This window comes from Sinomonas atrocyanea, assembly GCF_030812675.1.
Taxonomy (GTDB): Bacteria; Actinomycetota; Actinomycetes; order Actinomycetales; family Micrococcaceae; genus Sinomonas; species Sinomonas atrocyanea_B.
The window spans coordinates 140,632-155,939 of the sequence record NZ_JAUSTE010000003.1 but is presented as its reverse complement, the minus strand read 5'-3'; the positions used below and the strand labels follow the sequence as shown (position 1 = coordinate 155,939).

Sequence of the window (15,308 nt, the reverse complement as noted above, 5' to 3'; positions counted from 1 at the left end):
GGCACGTCGGGGCGAGCGGGCGCCGTCGTCGTCTGCCCGCCGGCGCCGGGACCGCGGCGCCCGGATCGGTCGTGATGCCCCAACTCACCACGTCCGATCCGGACGGCAGCCGCGGCCCGGCGCCGGGGACGCATCAGGCCGACGCGGTCGCGGGGCGTCGGCGCACCACGAGCCCCGTCCCGAGGCCGGCGCCGGCGCCCAGCAGGAGGCCGAGGCCGGCGAGCGCCATCGCGAGGGTGAGGCTCAGGCCGTCACCGGCGTCCTGCGCGAGCGACGCCGGGCACAGTCTCGGAGCCTGGGCGGCCCGGGGTGCCGCGTACGGACCGGAAGCCGAGCTAGCGCCGCCTGCGGACGCAGCGGTCCCGGCCGAGCCCGACGACCCGTTCCCGGGCCCTCCGGCCGTGCCCGAGGCGGTGGCGACGCCGGCGAGCCCGTGGCCGAAGGCCCATCCGGTGGGCATCCCGCTCCACCCGGCAGCGCCGAGGACTGCGGGCTCCACGGGGCCCAGGGCGGCTCCGGGAAGGGTGTCCGCGACCGGGCCGTTGGCGGCCTCCGGCATTGTCCCGGCGCCTGGGCCGGTGTCCGAGCCGGTGTCAGATCCCGTCCCGGAGCCCGTGCCCGGACCGGAGCTGCTGCCGGGGGCACCCGCGGCCGGCCCGGAGGCCGGGGCACCGCAGCCGCCCTGGGGCAGCATCGCAGCTGTGCCGTCCAGACTCACTCCGAGGGGCAGCGCGAGGCACACCTGCGGGGCGGTGGCGGCGCCGATTCCTCCCAGCGCCGGATCGCCGAGGCCAGTGGCCCCGAGGCCAGTGCCCGCGAGGACGGGCCCGGTCGTGGCGCCCGTGGGAGCGGCGGCGGTCAGCACGGGATCGGTGACCGCGGCGACCCCGCCAGACGCGCCCGTCCCGGCCGCGGCGTCGGAATCGCGCACGAGGGCGCCCGTAGTCGCCCCGGTCGGCGCGACGAGGGTCAGCGCCGGGTCGGTGACCGCGGCGGCCGCGCCCCCGGCGCCCGTCTCGGTCCCGGCAGGCGTCGAGGTCCCGGCGGGCGTCGAGGTGCCGGCGGTGCCGCCCTTCGGTCCGCTGCCGGCATCGGGATCGCTCACGACTGTGCCGGCGGACGCCCCGGTGGGGGCGTTGAGTGTGAGCACCGGGTTCGCAACAGCGGTGCCGCCGGTGCCGGTCCCGGCCACGGTCGCCGCCGTGGGTGCGTTGAGGGTCAGCACCGGGTCGGTGACCGCGGTGACTGCGGGGAGCGGTGAGGCCGTCACCGCGGTCGGCGCGGCGACGACCGCGCTGGGATCTGTTGTGACGGTGGTCGCATCCGCACTGGCGGCGGCATGGCCGAGGCCCAGCAGGCCTCCCGCGACCACGGTGCCGAGCATGGCCCGGCGCAGCAGGGTATTCACAGTTGTTCTCCTGACAACGATTCGATGGCGCGTTGCGCGCCTGGGACGCATGTGCCTGCACGGGGGCAGACTCATCCCCTCCTAGTCGGGAGTCGAACCGGGATCGAAGGCCGGCAGCGGCGGGAGCGGCACGGCCTGAGGACGCACGCGCGGGCCGGCTCGCCAGGCGAGGGCGAGCGCGAAGCCTGCGGCGGCGAGGGCCGCGGCGCCCGGGCCAGCTCCACCGGATCCGACGAGGCTCCCGTCCGCGGAGCCCGCCGCCGTCGGGAGGGCGGGAAGCGTGGGGAAGCCAGGCGCCGGCACGTCGGGAAGAACGGCCCGAGCGGCATCGGCCATGAGCGCCGCGGGCACGAGCGGACCGGTGACCAGGAACCTCAGCACCGCATCCGCCGAGGATCCCGCGCGGCCCGCGGCTGGCGCCTGCGGGAACGGGCGGGACGCCGCTGAGGCGGCTCCGGCCGCCTGCCCTCCGGAGGAGGTGCCAGACGCTTCCCGGGTCTCGGCCGCCTGCGCCCCGACAGCCGCAGAGAGGATGGGCGCGGAGGGGACGGGCGTAGAGATGACAGGCGCGGAGAGGACGGGCGCCGGTGTCCCGGCCAAGGGTGCTGGCAGGACGGCCCGCGTCCCGTCCGCGACGGCCTGTGCCGCGGTGCCCGCGCTGTCCACGGCGCTGCCGAGGGTACCGGCGGTCCCGGACACCACGGGGGCGAGGACGGGGGAGAGCGGCGCGAGCGGGCCATCGGTGAGCGGCTCGACGGCCTGCGGCACCGCTCGGACCTGGGAGGCCACGGAGGAGGCGGTTGCTGCGGCGGGCCCGGCGCCGGTGCCGATCGGGTCCGAGGCGAGTGGCGCCGTCGTGCGCGCGAGCGCCCCGACGATGCCCGGGCCGGAGGACGGGCTGAGGACCGAAGGGTCAGGCGGCAGGCCCGCGGCGCTTGCCGCGCCACCGGAGAGGAGCAGCCAGCCCAGACCGAGTCCGGCGGCCGCCGCAGCGTGGCGCACGAGGGCAAGCGCTCCGGTGCGCCAGTCGGCATGGTCGCGCATCCCCTCGCCCTCCTCCCCAGTCAGGCGGCGGCCCGGATGGGCTGTGCGGCCATCCTAGGAAGGGGAGGGGCGCAGGTCCAGATGCGGGACCGAGGTTTTCAGCCCCGTTCGTCGTTCGGGTAGCTGATGCCGAGCTGGCGGCGCACCCCGTCGAAGAGCCGCATCGTGTCCACCATGTGCCGCCACGGCATGGTCGGGCTCTCCGAGACGCCCTGCTGTACGCACCGCACGACCTCGCGCAGCTCGTACACGTAGCCGCGGCCCACGATCTCGATCTTCTCGGTGCGCGCAGGGTCCCACCCGCGCCGCACCACGAGCTCGGTGGGGTTGTTGACGCTCCCCACGCTCGTGAGGACGCCCTCGGTCCCGGCCACGGTCGCGGTCCGCGGCCCGTGGGCCACGAGCGAGGAGATGAGCGATGCGAGCTGGCCGTCCGAGTAGGAGAGGGTGAGCACGTTCTGCTCGTCCACCCCGGCATCGTTGAGCTTTCCGACGGCCGTGAGGGAGTCCGGGTAGCCGAGGGCGCCGAGCGCCCAGAGGAGCGGGTAGACGGTCAGGTCGAGCAGTGCTCCGCCGCCGGCCGGCACGTCCCACAGCCGGCTCGTGGGATCCTTCGGCGCGGGAAAACCGAGGTCCGCCGAGACCCACTGCACCTCGCCGATCTCTCCCGACTCGATGATGTCGAAGGCCCTGAGCATGCCGGGGACGAACCGGCTCCACATGGCCTCCATCAGGAACAGGCCCTTCGCCTCGGCCAGGCCCACGAGCTCCTGCGCCTCCTGGGCGTTGACGGTGAAGGCCTTCTCGACCAGCACGTTCTTCCCGGCCTCGAGGGCGGCGCGGGCCACCTCGTAGTGCTGCCCGTGCGGCGTGGCCACGTAGACGACGTCGACGTCCGGGTCCTCGACCAGCTGGACGTAGCCGGGCCGTGCCCCCTCGTCCGAGTACGCGCGCGAGGCGCCGAACTCGCGCGCGTAGGCGAGCGCACGCTCGTGGGCCCGGGAGCTGACGGCGTGCAGCGCCGCGTCCGGAAGGAGCGCGAGGTCCCGCGCGACGGTCCGGGCGATGCCGCCCGTCGCCACCACGCCCCACCGCACCGTGCGGCCGGTCGGCTCGAGCGGATCGTCCGTGGGCTGCAGCGACAGCCACGGCCGCTGGATGTGACGTGTCATGCGCCCATCCTTCCACGGCCCGCGCCAGGACAGCGGGCGCGACCACGCAGTGCGGGCTGCGCGATGCCTCCGGGAAGCCCTGCCTTGCTGGACGGCCGCCACAGCGGGCGGGAGGATCGGTCCATGGGGATCCTCCGTACGGCCCGCAGGTATCCGATCGTCGTCGCTGGCCTCGTCGTCCTGGCGGCCGCTCTAGCCCTCGCCGGGCTCGGGCAGCGGGATGCCGCCCTCATCACGGCGAGCGTGTTCGCCGCCGCGGTGGGGGCCTGGACGCTCATCAAGATGGTCCGGGAGATCCTCCACGGCCACTTCGGCCTCGACATCCTTGCCGTCACGGCCATCGTGGCGACGCTGCTCGTGGGCGAGTACATCGCCGCCGTGATCATCGTGCTCATGCTCTCCGGCGGCGAGGCCCTCGAGGACTACGCCGCCGGGAGGGCCAAGCGCGAGCTCACCGCCCTGCTTGACCGGGCGCCCAGGGTCGCCCACCGGCAGGCGCCGGACGGGACCGTGGAGGACGTGGTGCTCGAGGAGGTCGGGCCCGGGGACCTGCTCGTGGTGCGTCCGGCCGAAGTGGTGCCGGTGGACGGCGTCCTGGAGTCCCCCGCGGCGACCTTCGACGAGTCCTCGCTCACCGGCGAGAGCCTTCCGGTGGACCGGCTGGCGGGGGAGCCCGTCCTCTCGGGCTCGATCAACGGCACCGCTGCGGCCATGCTCCGCGCGAGCGCAACCGCAGCGGACAGCCAGTTCTCCCAGATCGTGGCGCTCGTCCGCGAGGCGGCCGCGAGCCGGGCGCCGGTGGTGCGGCTCGCGGACCGCTACGCCGTCCCCTTCACGCTGTTCTCCCTCGCCCTCGCCGCGGTCGGGTGGTGGGTCTCCGGGGACCCGCGCCGCTTCGCGGAGGTGCTCGTGGTCGCCACCCCGTGCCCGCTGCTCATCGCCGCCCCCGTGGCGTTCATGGGCGGGATGAGCCGGGCCGCGAAGCACGGCGTGATCGTCAAGGGCGGTGCGGTGCTCGAGCTGCTCTCCCGCGTGAAGACCGCGGCCTTCGACAAGACCGGCACGCTCACCCGCGGGCGGCCCGAGCTCGTCGCGGTCCGGCCCGAGCGCGGGTTCGACGCCGAGCAGCTCCTCACGCTCACGGCCTCCGCCGAGCAGTACTCGACCCACGCGCTCGCCGCCTCCGTGGTCGAGGCCGCCGTGGCGCAGGGGGTGGACCTCCTCCCGGGCGGTGGGGCCGAGGAGGCCGCGACGAACGGTGTGCTCGCCGAGATCGCCGGCCAGCGGGTGCTGGTCGGCAAACGGGCCTTCGTGGGCGCCGAGACGGGCCGCCAGCTCGCCGAGCCCCCGCTCGAACCGGGCGAGCTGGCCGTCTACGTGGCGGTCGACGGCGCCTTCGCCGGTGTGGTCGTGCTCAGGGATCTCCCGCGGCCCGAGGCCCGCGCCACCCTAGCCCGCCTCGCGGCCCTGGGCGCGCGGCACACGGTCATGCTCACGGGCGACGGCGCCTCCACCGCCCACAGCATCGCCTCGCACCTCGGCGTCACAGACGTGCGTCCGGAGCTCCTTCCCCTCGACAAGGTCGAGATCGTGCGGGCGGCCGAGCCGCGGCCCGTGCTCATGGTCGGCGACGGCGTCAACGACGCTCCGGTCCTCGCCGCGGCCGACGTGGGGATCGCCATGGGCGCCCGCGGCTCGACCGCGGCCAGCGAGTCCGCGGACGCCGTCGTGCTCGTCGACGACATCTCCCGGGCCGCGGACGCCATGGAGATCTCCCAGCGGACGGTGCGGGTGGCGCTCCAGTCCATCTGGCTCGGCATCGCCCTGAGCGTGGGCCTCATGGCCGTCGCCCTCACCGGCCTCCTGCCGCCGGTCGTCGGGGCCCTGCTGCAGGAGCTTGTGGACCTCGCGACCATCCTCAATGCCCTGCGGGCCATCCGTGGAGGCCGGCCGACGGCAACGGCGGCCGCCCCCGCAGTGGGGACGGCCGCCGTCAGAGGCTGAGCGCTCGGAAGACTACTGGACGAGCTTGCTCAGGGTCGGGTCGTTCGCGTAGGCCTCCTTGGCGTTGGCCTTCGTGACGATCTGCGGCGGCAGCAGGAAGGCCGGGACCGTCTTGACGCCGTTGTTGTAGGACTTGTCGTCGTTGATGTCCGGCTTCTGGCCCTGCTGGAGCTTCTTGACCATGTCGATGGCCTTGTTCACCAGGTTGCGGGTGTCCTTGTTGATGGTCGAGTACTGCTCGCCCGCCATGATGGACTTGACCGACTCGACCTCGGAGTCCTGGCCGGTGACGACCGGGACCGGCTTGCCGGCGCTCTTCACCGAGGTGATGATCGCGCGGGCCAGGGTGTCATTCGGGGACAGCACGCCGTCCAGCGACGCGGAGTTGTAGCTCGCGGCGAGGATGGTGTCCATGCGCTTCTGCGCGTTCTCCGCCTTCCAGCCCTGGGTCACGGCCTGGTCGAAGGACTTCTGGCCGGAGACGACCTTGAGCGTGCCGTCGTCGATCTTGGGCTGGAGGATGTTCATCGCCCCGTCCCAGAAGACCTTCGCGTTGGCATCGTCGGGGGATCCGGCGAAGAGCTCGACGTTGTACGGGCCGTTCGGCTTCTTCGCCTTCATGCCGTCCAGAAGGGCCTGGCCCTGCAGCTGGCCGACCTTGTAGTTGTCGTACGCGACGTAGTAGTCCACCGCGTCCGTGTTCTTCAGGAGGCGGTCGTAGGCGATGACCGTGGCGCCCGCGGCCTTGGCCTGCTGCACCTGGGTGCCCAGCTGGGAGCCGTCGATGGCGCCCACGATGATGACCTTGGCGCCCTTGGTGACCATGGCCGAGATCTGGTTCTGCTGCTCAGAGACGCCACCGTTGGCGAACTGCACATCGGGGTTGAAGCCCGCGGCCTTGAGCCCGTCGTTGAACAGCCCCTCCGCGAGGACCCAGTTCTCCGAGGTCTTCTGGGGGAGCGCGACGCCGATCGTCGAGTTCGCTGCGAACCCGCCGGTGCCGCCGCTCGCGCTGGCGGAGCTGCTCGACTCCGAGCGTCCGCACCCTGTGAGCGCGAGGGCCGCGATGGCCACGACGGCCGCGGCCTTTCCTGCCGTACCGAACATACGCATTGTTTCTGCTTTCTGTGGTTTCCTGTGGATCCGGTTGCGGAATCGTGGGGTCTGGGGGTACCCGGAGGGGGAGGCGCCGGCCGCGCCCGGGCGCGCGGCCGGCGTCGTCCGTCAGGCGTCCTTGGCGAGGACTTCGCTGGTCTTGGTGGTCTCGTCCGGCTGCAGGGGGGTGCCGCCGGCGGTGCGGTCGGCGCGGCCGCCGCCGGCGCCGCGCAGGAGCAGGCCGATGATGGAGCGGCGTCCCTGGGACTTCTGGTAGACGTCGAAGGCCACGGCGGCGAGGAGGACGAGGCCCTTGATGATGGCGGTGCGGTCCGCGCCGATGCCGAGGAGCTGGAGGCCGTTGTTGAGCACGGCCATGACCAGGCCGCCGACGATCGAGCCGATCACGGTGCCGACGCCGCCGGTGACCGCGGCGCCGCCGATGAACACGGCAGCGATCGCGTCGAGCTCCCAGCCGGTGCCGTCGAACGGGCCGGAGGCGGTGGAGCGGGCCACGAAGACCATGCCGGCGAGGGCGGCGAGGATGGCCATGTTCATCATCACCAGGAAGTTGACCTTCTTGGACTGGACGCCGGAGAGCTCGGCCGCGTGGCGGTTGCCGCCGACGGCGTAGACGTGGCGGCCGATCACGGTCTTGGAGGAGATGAAGCCGTAGATGAGCACGAGGATGCCGAGGATGATGCCCGGCACAGGGAACGAGGTGCCGGGGCGGCCGGTGGCGAAGAGGTAGGTCGCGTAGAGGATGGCGGCGCTGATGAGCACGAGCTTGGTCACGGTGACCCACAGCTCGGGCACCTCGGCGCCGAGCGCCTTGGCCTCGCGGCGGGAGCGCAGCTCGAAGAAGACGACGGCGGCGACGCCGATGATGCCGATCAGGAGCGTGAGGTTGTTGTACCCGGTGTCCGGGCCGATCTCGGGCAGGTAGCCGGCGCCGATGAACTGGAAGTCCTTGGGGACCGGGACCGTGTTGGACTGGCCGATCCACTGGTTCACGCCGCGGAAGATGAGCATGCCCGCGAGGGTCACGATGAAGGCGGGGATGCCGATGTAGGCGACCCAGAAGCCCTGCCAGGCACCGATGACCGCGCCGATCACGAGGCCGAGGATGATCCCGACCCAGGAGGGGAGGCCCCAGTCCCGCATCGCGATGGCGACGATGATGCCGACGGCAGCGGCGATCGAGCCGACCGAGAGGTCGATGTGGCCGGCGATGATCACGAGGACCATGCCGATGGCCAGGATCAGGATGTACGAGTTGCCGTTGAAGAGGTTGATCACGTTGTCCGGCGTGAGCGTGAGCCCGCCGGTGAGGATCTGGAACAGGATGATCAGGGCCACGAGGGCGAAGATCATCCCGAACTGGCGGCTGTTGCCGCCGAAGAGCTTCTTGAGGGCGTCCATGGTTGGTCCTTCGTCTCTCAGGCTGCCTTGCGGGCCTGGGTCATGAGCTTCATGAGGCTCTCCTGCGTGGCCTCTTCCTTGGTCAGGACGCCGGTGATGGCGCCCTCGAAGATCGTGTAGATGCGGTCCGAGAGTCCCAGCAGCTCGGGCAGCTCCGAGGAGATCACGATCACGCCCTTGCCCTGACTGGCCAGGCGCTGGATGATCCCGTAGATCTCGTACTTCGCGCCGACGTCGATGCCGCGGGTGGGCTCGTCGAGGATCAGCAGCTCGGGATCCGTGAACATCCACTTGGCCAGGACGACCTTCTGCTGGTTCCCGCCGGAGAGCTTGGCGACGCCCTCGTCGACGTTGGGGGTCTTGGTGCGCAGCGACCGGCGGTACTCCTCGGCCACCTGGTACTCGCGGTTGCGGTCGACGACGAGGCCCCGGGTGATCTTCTTCAGCGCGGCGGAGACGGTGGTCGTCTTGATGTCGTCGAGCAGGTTCAGGCCGAGGGACTTGCGGTCCTCGGTCACGTAGCCCAGGCTCGCGTCGATCGCCTGGGCGACGGTGTTCATGCGGACCTCCTTGCCGTGCATGTAGGTGTGGCCCGAGATGAACTTGCCGTAGGAGTGGCCGAAGATGCTGCGGGCCAGCTCGGTGCGGCCGGCGCCCATGAGCCCGGCGAAGCCGACGATCTCGCCCTCGCGGACGAAGAAGTCGGAGCCCTTGCACACGAGCCGGTCGGCGATCACGGGGTGCTGCACCGTCCAGCCCTTGGCCTCGAACAGGACGTCCCCCACGGTCGGGGTGTGGTCCGGGAAGCGGGACTCGAGCGTGCGCCCGACCATGCCCTTGATGATGCGGTCCTCGTCGACGCCGTCGCGCTTGACGTTGAGCGTCTCGATCGAGCGGCCGTCGCGGATGATGGTGATCTCGTCCGCGACCTGCTCGATCTCGTTGAGCTTGTGGGAGATCATGATCGAGGTGACGCCGCGGCCCTTCAGGCCCACGATCAGGTCCAGCAGGTGCTGGGAGTCGGACTCGTTCAGCGCGGCCGTGGGCTCGTCGAGGATGAGCAGCTTGACGGACTTGTTCAGCGCCTTGGCGATCTCGACCAGCTGCTGCTTGCCGACGCCGATCTCCTTCACCTGGGTGTCGGGATCGTCGGAGAGCCCGACGCGCGCGAGCAGGTCCAGGGACCGCCGGCGGGCCTCCTTCCAGTCGATCACTCCGCGGCGGGAGGGCTCGTTGCCCAGGAAGATGTTCTCCATGATGGACAGCTCGGGGATCAGCGCGAGCTCCTGGTGGATGATCACGATCCCTGCGGCCTCGCTGGCCCGGATGTCCTTGAACTCCTGGACCTGGCCCTGGAAGAAGATCTCGCCGGCGTAGCTGCCGTGGGGGTAGACCCCGGAGAGGACCTTCATGAGCGTGGACTTGCCAGCTCCGTTCTCCCCGCAGATCGCGTGGATCTCGCCGGCCTTCACCTGGAGGTTCACGTCCGCGAGCGCCTTCACGCCCGGGAACTCCTTGGTGATGGACCGCATTTCGAGGATGACGGGTTCGTTCGGCGCCATGTGCCCCTTGCCTCCTGGTCATCAGGTCGAACTTCATTGTCCGGCGGCCAAGGTTCGGCGCCGTCTGAGTAGAAAGTAAACAATCTCTGCGCTCTTGTCGTCAAGGCTTGAACGCAATCTGAGGGTGCTGCTCCGATTCCGGGGAGCCGCAGCGCCTCAGGAACGATGGGCGATCTCCGCGTTCTGGAACACGAGCGCGGCCGCCCCCAGGGCTTCGGCGCGGGCCCCCAGCGCGGACATCGCGAGGGCGGTGGTCTCCCCGACGAGCGGCACCGCGTGCCGCAGGAGGCCCCGCCGGATGGGCTCGAGCAGGATCTCGCCGAGGCCCGCGAGGGGGCCGCCGATGACGATCACCTCGGGGCTGATGAGGTTGGCGACCGCGCCGAGCGCGCGGCCCACGGCCAGACCGGCGTCGTCGAGCACCCGCAGGACGGCTGCCGAGCCGGCGTGGGCGCGCTGGACGATCTCGTCGGGGGTCATCTGGTCGGGGTGGCCCCTGCTGAGCAGCTCGGACATGGTGGTGGTGGACGCGACCGTCTCGAGGCAGCCGCGGTTGCCGCAGCGGCACACGAGCCCGTGCTCCACGATCGTCGAGTGCCCGATCTCTCCGGTGACCCCGACGTGCCCGTAGAACGGGGCCCCGTTGATGATGAGGCCCGCGCCGATGCCGGACCCGATCTTCACGAACATGAGGTTCTCGACCCCGTTGTGGGGGCCCCAGGTGACCTCGCTGAGGGCGCCGAGATTGGCGTCGTTGTCCACGAAGACGGGGAGCCCGAGCCTCTCCTCGAGGTGCGCCAGGATCTGGAACCCGACCCACTCGGGAAGGATGGCGCCCTGGACCACCGTGCCGGTCCGGTGGTCGATGGGGCCGGGGATCCCCGCGCCCACCCCCACGATGTGCTCGCGCCGCACGCCGGACTCGGCCAGCAGGCGGTCCAGCACGTCCACTGCGGCCGTGATGCTCACGTCCGCCTGGTGGCCGAGGGGCAGCATCATGCTCTCCTCTGCCAGGACCTCGTAGGCCAGGTTCGCGAGCACCACCCTCAGGTGCCGGCGCCCGAAGTCGATGCCGACGGCGACCGCAGAATTGCTGTTGAGCCGGACGCTCAGGGCGCGCCGGCCCGAGCTCGTGGTCGGCTCGGTGGCGACCACGCTCGCGTCGCAGAGCACCTTGACGATGTTCGACACGGTGGCGGTCGAGAGGCCGGTCTGGCGGGAGAGCTCGGCCTGGGTCGCGGGGCCCGCCATGAGCGCCTCCACGATGCGCTGCTCGTTGAGCTTTCGGAGCGCTGACTGGGAGCCGGGGTTGCCGGTGCCGCTCGTCGTCGAGCGCAGGGTGGAGACCATGCCACACAGCTTGCGCTCTGGCCCCTCTTGTCGTCAAGAAATGAACGCAACAGGGGCCATCGTCAGGCTCGGGAGCAGGCCACTAGTCTGGGGGCCATGAGCCCAGTGATCGAATTCGGCGGCAAGACCCCGGACATCCACCCGAGCGCGTTCGTGGCCCCCACGGCCTCCGTCATCGGCGACGCGCACCTGGCCGACCGCTCGAGCGCCTTCTACGGGGTCTCGGTGCGCGCCGACACCGCCACCATCACCGTCGGGGCCGGAAGCAACCTCCAGGACAACGTGGTCCTGCACGCGGACGCAGGGTTCCCGTGCACGGTCGGGGCCGGCGTCTCGGTGGGCCACAACGCGGTGGTCCACGGCTGCACGGTGGGCGACAACGTGCTCGTGGGCATGAGCGCGACCATCATGAACGGCGCCGTGATCGGGGCCGAGTCGCTCGTGGCGGCCGGGGCCGTGGTCCTCGAGGGGACCGAGGTGCCGCCGCGGTCACTCGTGGCGGGGGTGCCCGCCAAGGTGCGCCGCGAGCTCACGGACGAGGAGGTCAAGGGCCTCTACCGCAATGCCGCCCACTACGTGGACCTGGCCCGGGCGCACCGGCAGGCCAACGGCCACTGACCGGCCCCTTTCCGGGGAGGCCATCCCGCGCGAGCCGTCAGGCGAAGACCACCGTGCGGTGCCCGTCGAGCAGGACGCGGTGCTCGGCGTGCCACTGGACGGCCCGGCACAGGGTGCGCCCCTCGACGTCGCGGCCCATCTGCACGAGCTGCTCGGCCGTCCTGGAGTGGTCCACCCGGATGACCTCCTGCTCGATGATCGGCCCCTCGTCGAGGTCCGCGGTCACGTAGTGCGCGGTGGCCCCGATGATCTTCACCCCGCGGGCGTGCGCCTGGTGGTAGGGCCTGGCCCCCTTGAACGAGGGCAGGAACGAGTGGTGGATGTTGATGGCGCGGCCCTCGAGTGCGCGGCACAGCCCGTCGGAGAGGATCTGCATGTACCGGGCCAGCACCACGAGCTCGATCCGGTGCTCCTCGACGAGGGCCAGCAGCTTCTCCTCGGCCTCCGCCTTCGTGGCCGAGGAGACGGGCAGGTGCACGAACGGCACGCCGTAGAACTCGGCCATCGGGGCGAGGTCGGTGTGGTTGGACACCACCGCGGGCACCTCGATCGGCAGCGTCCCCGCCCGCTGCTGGAAGAGGAGGTCGTTGAGGGTACGCCCGTCCTTGGAGCACATGATGAGCGTCCGCACCGGCTGCCCGCCCCCGAAGAGCCCCAGCCGCATCGAGAACGCCTCGGCGACGGGTGCGAGGGAGGCCTCCAGCGCCCCCCGGTCCGACTCCGTCTCGACCTCGACGCGCATGAAGAACGTGCCGGTGTGCGGGCTCTCGTACTGGCGGGACTCGGCGATGTTGCAGCCGGCGGCCAGGAGGGCGCCGGAGACGGCGTGCACGATCCCCGGTCGGTCGGGGCAGGAGAGGGTCACGATGAACCTGTTGCGCTTCACGCGCTCTAGCGTAGCGAGCCGTGCGTACCCGGCCCGCCCGGCGGGACGGCCGGCTCAGCGCACGACGGCGGCCGCCTCCTCGCGCTCCGACCCGCGCCGCAGCGTCCGGGTCGCCGCCAGAGCGGCGGCGCGCCCGGCCCGGGTAGCCCCGATGGTCGAGGCACTGGCCCCGTAGCCGACGAGGAACAGCCGCGGCTCGCGCACCACGCTCACCCCGTCGCCGGCCATGAGGACCCCGCCGCCCGGCTCCCGCACCCGCAGCGGGGCGAGGTGCCCGAGCGCGGCCCGGAAGCCGGTGGCCCACAGGATGGCGTCGAGCTCGAGCGCGGTGCCGTCGGCGAGGACCGCGCCGGTGGCCGTGAGCCGCGCGAGCGGGCCGCGGGAGACGAGCACTCCGGAGCGGATGCCGGCGAGGTACTGCTCGGTGAGCGGCAGGCCCGTCGCGGCGGAGACGCTCAGGGGCGGCAGCCCGGCGCGCGTGCGCTCGCCGACGCGCCGCTCGACCTCCGCGCCCCACTCGGGGCCGAAGGGCTCCCGGGTCCACTGCGGCGGCCGCCGCGTCGACCAGGCCGTGCGGGCGCCCGCGGCGTCGAGCTGGAGGAGGAACTGCAGCGCGCTCGTCCCGGCCCCGACGACCAGGACGCGCTGCCCGGCGAACTCCTCGGCGGAGACGAAGTCGTGCGTGTGCAGCTGCCGGCCGCGGAACTGCTCGCGCCCCGGGTAGTGCGGCCAGTACGGCTGGTCCCACGTCCCCGTCGCGGAGATGACGGCCTCGGCGAGCCACGCGCGCCCGTCGGCGGCCCGCACGAGGAGGGCGCCGCCGTCCTCCGTGCGCTCCACCGAGGCGACGCGGGCGGGACGGACCACGGGCAGCCCGAAGGTGCGCTCGTAGCCGCCGTAGTACCGGCGCACGACGGCGGAGGCCGGCTCGTGCGGGTCGGGCGCCTCGAGGGGGAGGCCGGGCAGGGAGTGGAGGTGGTGGGCGGCGTCGAAGGTCAGGGAGTCCCACCGGTGCCGCCAGGCTCCGCCCGGCCCCGGGTTGGCGTCGAGGACCACGTAGTCCTCCCACGGGGAGAGGCCGCGGCGCTGCAGCCAGTACGCCGCGCTGAGCCCGGCCTGTCCGGCGCCGATGACCACCGCTGGGCGTGCCTCCACGACATCCTCCTTCATTGACGGATCAATCGTCTGCGGAAACCTCGCGGCGCCCCGGGATGTTCCCGGCGGTACCCGCCGGTGGCCAGCAGCCCACGGTAGACTGGGAGCCGTCGCGACTGGCGTTGGGTGGATCACCACCGGGGAGCGGCACACATGGGACACCGCGGATCGTACGCCTGGGCCGGGGTCGTGACGCTGTGCCTTCATGCTCTGCCGCGGAAGTTCCGGGGGAGCGCGGAGGCCGGTAGCCTGACCAGTAGCCTCCCGCCACCTGACAACCCAGGAGATCCCGTGAGCCCCGCCACTCCTACCGTGTCCGCCGTCAGCAACCTGCCGCTGAGCGAGGTCGATCCCGAGATCGCCGCCGTCCTCGACCAGGAGCTCGGCCGCCAGCGCAGCACCCTCGAGATGATCGCGAGCGAGAACTTCGCCCCCCGCGCCGTCATGGAGGCCCAAGGGTCGGTCCTGACCAACAAGTACGCCGAGGGCTACCCGGGCAAGCGCTACTACGGCGGCTGCGAGTACGTCGACGTCGCCGAGAACCTCGCGATCGACCGCGTCAAGGCGCTCTTCGGTGCCGAGTTCGCGAACGTCCAGCCCCACTCGGGCGCCCAGGCCAACGCCGCTGCGCTGTCCGCGATGATCAACCCCGGCGACAAGATCCTCGGCCTCTCGCTCGCCCACGGCGGCCACCTCACGCACGGCATGAAGCTCAACTTCTCCGGCAAGCTGTACGAGGTCGCGGCCTACCAGGTCGAGCAGGACACCTTCCGCGTGGACATGGACAGGCTCCGCGAGCAGGCCCTCGCCGAGCGTCCGCAGGTCATCATCGCCGGCTGGTCCGCCTACCCCCGCCACCTGGACTTCGCGGCGTTCCGGTCGATCGCCGACGAGGTCGGGGCGCTCCTGTGGACCGACATGGCCCACTTCGCCGGCCTCGTCGCCGCCGGGCTGCACCCCTCGCCCGTGCCCCACTCGCACGTGGTGACCTCGACCGTCCACAAGACCCTCGCGGGCCCGCGCTCGGGCGTGATCCTGGCCAAGGAGGAGTTCGGCCGGAAGATCAACTCCAACGTCTTCCCCGGCCAGCAGGGCGGACCGCTCATGCACGTCATCGCCGCCAAGGCCGTGGCGTTCAAGGTGGCCGGCTCCGACGAGTTCAAGGAGCGCCAGCAGCGCACCCTCGAGGGGGCGAGGATCGTGGCGGAGCGCCTCTCGCAGAAGGACGTCGCGGAGGCGGGCGTGTCCGTCCTCACCGGCGGCACCGACGTGCACCTGGTCCTCGTGGACCTGCGCGACTCCCAGCTCGACGGCCAGCAGGCCGAGGACCTCCTGCACGAGGTCGGCATCACGGTCAACCGCAACGCCGTCCCGTTCGACCCGCGGCCGCCGATGGTGACCTCCGGCCTGCGGATCGGCACCCCGGCGCTCGCAACCCGCGGCTTCGGCGCCGCCGAGTTCGCCGAGGTCGCCGACATCATCGCCACCGCGCTGAAGGGCGGTGCCGACGCCGACGCCCTCCGCGCCCGCGTCGAGAAGCTCGCGGCGGACTTCCCGCTGTACCCGGGCCACGAGGAATGGTGAGCGGACCG

General features: G+C 72.1%; 12 protein-coding genes and 1 riboswitch. Of the genes, 3 read left to right on the top strand and 9 right to left on the bottom strand.

Going from position 1 to position 15,308, the window contains the following annotated elements; translation table 11 throughout:
- Positions 1–133: 133 nt before the first annotated feature.
- From J2W20_RS06530 to J2W20_RS06520, 3 genes are all read right to left on the bottom strand, one after another.
- Complete coding sequence (locus tag J2W20_RS06530; protein ID WP_307005648.1) at positions 134–1,408, bottom strand: hypothetical protein; 1,275 nt, start codon at positions 1,406–1,408, stop codon at positions 134–136.
- 81 nt (positions 1,409–1,489) lie between these two features.
- Positions 1,490–2,452 (bottom strand): hypothetical protein, encoded by a 963-nt coding sequence (locus J2W20_RS06525; protein WP_307005647.1) that lies wholly within the window; start codon positions 2,450–2,452, stop codon positions 1,490–1,492.
- 98 nt (positions 2,453–2,550) lie between these two features.
- Positions 2,551–3,624: a Gfo/Idh/MocA family protein gene (locus J2W20_RS06520; protein ID WP_307005646.1), complete on the bottom strand. Its 1,074-nt coding sequence runs from the start codon at positions 3,622–3,624 to the stop codon at positions 2,551–2,553.
- 123 nt (positions 3,625–3,747) lie between these two features.
- Between J2W20_RS06520 and J2W20_RS06515 the strand changes: the two genes are divergently transcribed.
- Positions 3,748–5,628, top strand: a complete 1,881-nt coding sequence (locus J2W20_RS06515) for a heavy metal translocating P-type ATPase (RefSeq protein WP_307005645.1) — start codon at positions 3,748–3,750, stop codon at positions 5,626–5,628.
- Between the two features lie 12 nt (positions 5,629–5,640).
- Here the strand turns inward: J2W20_RS06515 and J2W20_RS06510 are convergent, their stop codons facing one another.
- The 4 genes from J2W20_RS06510 to J2W20_RS06495 all read right to left on the bottom strand — a co-directional run bounded on the left by J2W20_RS06510 (position 5,641) and on the right by J2W20_RS06495 (position 11,057).
- Positions 5,641–6,741: a substrate-binding domain-containing protein gene (locus J2W20_RS06510; RefSeq protein ID WP_307005644.1), complete on the bottom strand. Its 1,101-nt coding sequence runs from the start codon at positions 6,739–6,741 to the stop codon at positions 5,641–5,643.
- A 111-nt stretch (positions 6,742–6,852) separates the two neighbouring features.
- Positions 6,853–8,145 (bottom strand): multiple monosaccharide ABC transporter permease, encoded by a 1,293-nt coding sequence (mmsB, locus tag J2W20_RS06505; protein WP_307005643.1) that lies wholly within the window; start codon positions 8,143–8,145, stop codon positions 6,853–6,855.
- Positions 8,146–8,162: 17 nt separating this feature from the next.
- Positions 8,163–9,707 carry a multiple monosaccharide ABC transporter ATP-binding protein gene (gene mmsA, locus J2W20_RS06500; protein ID WP_307005642.1) on the bottom strand — a complete coding sequence of 515 codons (1,545 nt, stop codon included), beginning with the start codon at positions 9,705–9,707 and terminating at the stop codon, positions 8,163–8,165.
- Positions 9,708–9,863: 156 nt separating this feature from the next.
- Positions 9,864–11,057: an ROK family transcriptional regulator gene (locus J2W20_RS06495; RefSeq protein ID WP_307005641.1), complete on the bottom strand. Its 1,194-nt coding sequence runs from the start codon at positions 11,055–11,057 to the stop codon at positions 9,864–9,866.
- 96 nt (positions 11,058–11,153) lie between these two features.
- On the opposite strand from J2W20_RS06495, the gene J2W20_RS06490 reads away from it, so the two are divergent.
- Entirely contained in the window at positions 11,154–11,675 is a 522-nt protein-coding gene (locus J2W20_RS06490; protein WP_307005640.1) for a gamma carbonic anhydrase family protein, read from the top strand.
- A gap of 37 nt (positions 11,676–11,712) precedes the next feature.
- Here the strand turns inward: J2W20_RS06490 and purU are convergent, their stop codons facing one another.
- Entirely contained in the window at positions 11,713–12,561 is an 849-nt protein-coding gene (gene purU, locus J2W20_RS06485; RefSeq protein WP_307005639.1) for a formyltetrahydrofolate deformylase, read from the bottom strand.
- Between the two features lie 54 nt (positions 12,562–12,615).
- Positions 12,616–13,731: an NAD(P)-binding domain-containing protein gene (locus tag J2W20_RS06480; RefSeq protein WP_373457969.1), complete on the bottom strand. Its 1,116-nt coding sequence runs from the start codon at positions 13,729–13,731 to the stop codon at positions 12,616–12,618.
- 87 nt (positions 13,732–13,818) lie between these two features.
- Positions 13,819–13,905, top strand: a riboswitch (ZMP/ZTP riboswitch).
- A gap of 102 nt (positions 13,906–14,007) precedes the next feature.
- Here J2W20_RS06480 and glyA point away from each other — a divergent pair.
- Entirely contained in the window at positions 14,008–15,300 is a 1,293-nt protein-coding gene (glyA, locus tag J2W20_RS06475) for a serine hydroxymethyltransferase (protein ID WP_307005637.1), read from the top strand.
- Positions 15,301–15,308 lie beyond the last annotated feature (8 nt).